The 3,291-nt window shown below is 73.4% G+C and carries 6 protein-coding genes; 1 reads left to right on the top strand and 5 read right to left on the bottom strand.

Annotated features, from left to right (window positions below):
• The coding region (locus JNW89_RS32165) for a cellulose binding domain-containing protein (protein ID WP_238451919.1) at positions 1–327 on the top strand (327 nt) is incomplete at its 5' end.
• Positions 328–385: 58 nt separating this feature from the next.
• On the opposite strand, the gene JNW89_RS32160 is transcribed toward JNW89_RS32165, so the two are convergent.
• The 5 genes from JNW89_RS32160 to JNW89_RS32140 all read right to left on the bottom strand — a co-directional run.
• Positions 386–895, bottom strand: a complete 510-nt coding sequence (locus JNW89_RS32160) for an NUDIX domain-containing protein (protein ID WP_238451918.1) — start codon at positions 893–895, stop codon at positions 386–388.
• An 11-nt stretch (positions 896–906) separates the two neighbouring features.
• Entirely contained in the window at positions 907–1,509 is a 603-nt protein-coding gene (locus tag JNW89_RS32155; RefSeq protein ID WP_238451917.1) for an NADAR family protein, read from the bottom strand.
• 166 nt (positions 1,510–1,675) lie between these two features.
• Complete coding sequence (locus JNW89_RS32150; RefSeq protein WP_238451916.1) at positions 1,676–2,317, bottom strand: SRPBCC family protein; 642 nt, start codon at positions 2,315–2,317, stop codon at positions 1,676–1,678.
• Positions 2,317–2,679 (bottom strand): helix-turn-helix transcriptional regulator, encoded by a 363-nt coding sequence (locus JNW89_RS32145; protein ID WP_238451915.1) that lies wholly within the window; start codon positions 2,677–2,679, stop codon positions 2,317–2,319. The genes JNW89_RS32150 and JNW89_RS32145 overlap by 1 nt, the downstream gene beginning before the upstream one ends.
• A 35-nt stretch (positions 2,680–2,714) precedes the next feature.
• A partial coding sequence (locus JNW89_RS32140; RefSeq protein ID WP_238451914.1) for a peptidoglycan recognition family protein occupies positions 2,715–3,291 on the bottom strand: 577 nt, incomplete at its 5' end.

Here is a 3,291-nt window from a genome sequence, read left to right as displayed (position 1 = left end):
ACCACGCCCCCGCCGTCGACTCCGCCGCCCGGCGGCGCGTCCTGCACCGCCAGCGTGTCGCTCGACTCCTGGACCGGTGGCTTCGTCGCAACCGTACGGGTCACCGCCGGCTCGTCGGCCGTCAGCGGCTGGACGGTGGGGCTCACCCTGCCGGCCGGCGCCGCGGTCACCAACTCCTGGAACGCGCAGCCCAGCGGCACCAGCGGCAGCCTGACCTTCCGCAACGTCAGCTACAACGGTCAGCTGGGCGCCGGCGCCAGCACCACCTTCGGCTTCCAGGGCACCGGCGTGGGACCGTCCGCCACGCCCACCTGCTCGGCGAGCTGAGCGGGTGATCCGGCGCGGAGGCTCCCCCCTCCGCGCGGCTCGCCCGGTCAGGTGGCGCTCAGCCCTGCCGGGCGAAGAAGTCGGCCATCGCCAGCGTGTGGGTGGAGAAGGCCAGCTCGACCGGCTCGGTGAGGACCAGCCATTCGGTGGCCTCCTCGGTCGGCGCCGACGGCGGCAGCCCGTCGGCCGGCCGCTCGGGCAGTTCCCCGAAGATCATGATGGTGCCGCCGGCCGGTGCCCCGTGCACCGCGAACAGCCGGGCCTGGTCGGCCTCGCCGATCAGGCCGGTCTCCTCGCGCAGCTCCCGGACCAGCGCGTCGGCCCACTCCTCGCCGTACTCGATGAAGCCACCCGGCAGCGCGAGCAGGCCGCGCGCCGGCTCGATGTCCCGGCGGACCACCACCAAGCCGAGGCCGGCGTCGGTCCGGACCGGCAGCAGCGCCACCGCGACCGGCAGTGGGTTACGCCAGACCGTCTCGCCGCAGGCCGCGCAGACCCGCGGCCAGCCGGCGCCCGCCGGGTAGGCGGCGCCGCAGAAGGAGCAGTGCGAGTAGGGAGAGCCGGTCATGTCGCCGCACGTTACCGGCCCGATGGCCGCTCCGGCGACCGTTGCGCCTCCCGACCGGCCTGCTCCCGGAGTGTCTCCCGGGCCTGCATCAGCGCGAAGCCGAGCAGGTTCAGCCCCCGCCACCGGGCCGGGTCCTCCGCGCGCGGGTCGTCGGCGGCCAGCCCGATGCCCCACACCTGGTCCACCGGGCTCGCCTCGACCAGCACCCGGTCCCCGGTGCCCAGCAGATATGCCCGCAGGTCGTCGTGCTGGCCGAACTTGGCGACGCTGCCGGCGACCACGATGTCGTACCGCCGGGCCTCCCACACCGCCTGGTCGAAGCCGCGCACCTGACGGCCGAGCGCCTTGGCGCGGTGCGGGTGGCTAGCGGCGAGGATCCGCCCGCCGGTCTCCTCGTCGCCGAAGAGCGCCGCCTTCTGCCACATCATCCAGTGCTCGGCGGTGGCGAAGCGGTGGCCGTCCATGGTGAATGCCGCCGGCCACCACTGGCTGAGGCAGCCCGCGCCGATCGTGCCGTCGCGCCGGGGCCGGTGCCCCCAGAAACAGAGGTACTTCACCGAGTGTCCGCTGTGGACGAGGGCGGCGAGGTCGGCGGTACTGCGGGGCGGCGGCATGCTCGTCAGTGTCGCCCCGGGCACCGACACTCCGCCTCCCCGTTTTTCCCCGGCCCGCCGGAAACGGCTCGTTTGGTGAGTCGCCAGGGGATTGGGGAGCGCGCCGGGCCGCGCGGATCCGCACGGCCCGGCACGCTTCCGCGCGTACCCCGGGAAGGCCTGGTGGTCAGGCGGCGGGCGCGCCGGTGTAGAAGGCGGTGGTGCGTGCCGTCGCGGCCCGCGCGGCCTCCGGGTCGGTGCCGGCGGCGACGCTGGCCTCGCCCCAGCTCTCGCTGCTCAGGGTGACGAACCGCCGACCCTCCTCGGAGCCCATCCAGGCTTCGGCCTGCTCGGGCGAGATCCCGCTGCCGTCGGCGGCCAGGTAGGAGGCGAGGCCGAGCAGTCCCAGGTCCCAGCCGACGCCGACCGCGCCCGGGCCGAACTCGGTCCAGCGCTCGTCGTCGACGTGCGCGACGTGCTCCAGCTCGAACCGGGTACGCCCGTCGCCCTCCGGCGTCAGCCGCACCTCGATCCAGCTGACCTCGCCGCCGTACTCCCAGGTGGCGGCGAAGCTCTTCGGCGGGTCGCAGCGTTGGATCGTGCCGCCGGCGTTGCCCTCGAGCTGGTAGCGGCCGTGCAGCCGCAGCTCGCCGGAGACCGGCAGGAACCAGCGGGGGATGCGTTCGGCGTTGGTGCAGGCGTCCCAGAGGTCCTCCAGGGGCGCGTCGTACGTCTGGCTGATCGTCATCACCCGGGCCTCGCCGGCTTCCAGGCTCCGGCTGCCCACGGTGCGCCGCACGGCGCTGATCTGGTGCGTGACGTCGGTCATCAGGGTTTCTCCTCGGTCGGGTCCTGCGGTGGGTGCAGGCGCCGTTCGCGTCGGCCGCGCGCCAGCTCGGTGGCGAGGGCGTCCAGGGCCGGGGCCCAGAACCGGCGGAAGCCGGCCAGCCACTCGTCGACCTCGCGCAGCGGTCGCGGGTCGACGGCGTAGAGCCGGCGGGCGCCCTGCGGCCGGACGGTGGCGAAGCCGTTGTCCCGCAGCACCCGAAGGTGCTGCGAGACGGCGGGCTGCGAGATGCCGTACTCCCGCTGGATCACCGCGCAGACCTTCCCGGCGCTGAGCTCGCCGTCGGCGAGCAGCTCCAGGATGCGGCGGCGCACCGGGTCGCCGAGGACGTCGAAGGCGTGCACGGACCCTTTCTATCAGCCGAGGCTTATATAAGCAATCACCCCAGTCGCGCGGCGACAGCGTCGCGCAGCTCGGGCAACCGGCCGTGCAGCAGGCCGGGGCACTGGGTGCTGTTGAAGTCCTTGTGCCCGTAGATCTCGCTGGGCGCGATGCCGTACTGCTGGCAGGTGAAGGCGCAGAAGACGATCAGGCTGTTCCAGAGCGCCGCCGGCGGCTGCACGTCGAGGTAGATCCCGTCGTTCTCGATGCCGATCGCCTGGCTGTTCTGCCCGACGCAGTGCGCGCCCTGCACCATGGTCTGCCCGTGCAGCAGCCCGTAGAGGCTGCCGTGCCGGCCCTCGGTGAGGTACCCGCCCCGGCTGTTGGTGAAGTGCTGCCCCGAGTCGAGCCAGCCGTTGCTGTCCATGTGCAGGTTCTGGATGTCGCGGGAGTTCGCGTACGCCTTGGCCAGGCTGTAGTCGGTGGTGTTCGGGAACGCGGTGTGATGCACGATGATCTTGTTGGGTCGGCTCTGCACCACGCTCACCTGTGACGACGGGGGCCGGGCGCCCCAGGTCGCGCAGTTGGCGATGACGGGCTGGTCGACGCGGGTGCGACGGCGCGCGCGTCGCGGC

Source organism: Micromonospora sp. 4G55, assembly GCF_016803375.1.
The sequence above is the reverse complement of the archived record's forward strand: the minus strand, read 5'-3'. Positions and strand labels throughout refer to the sequence as shown.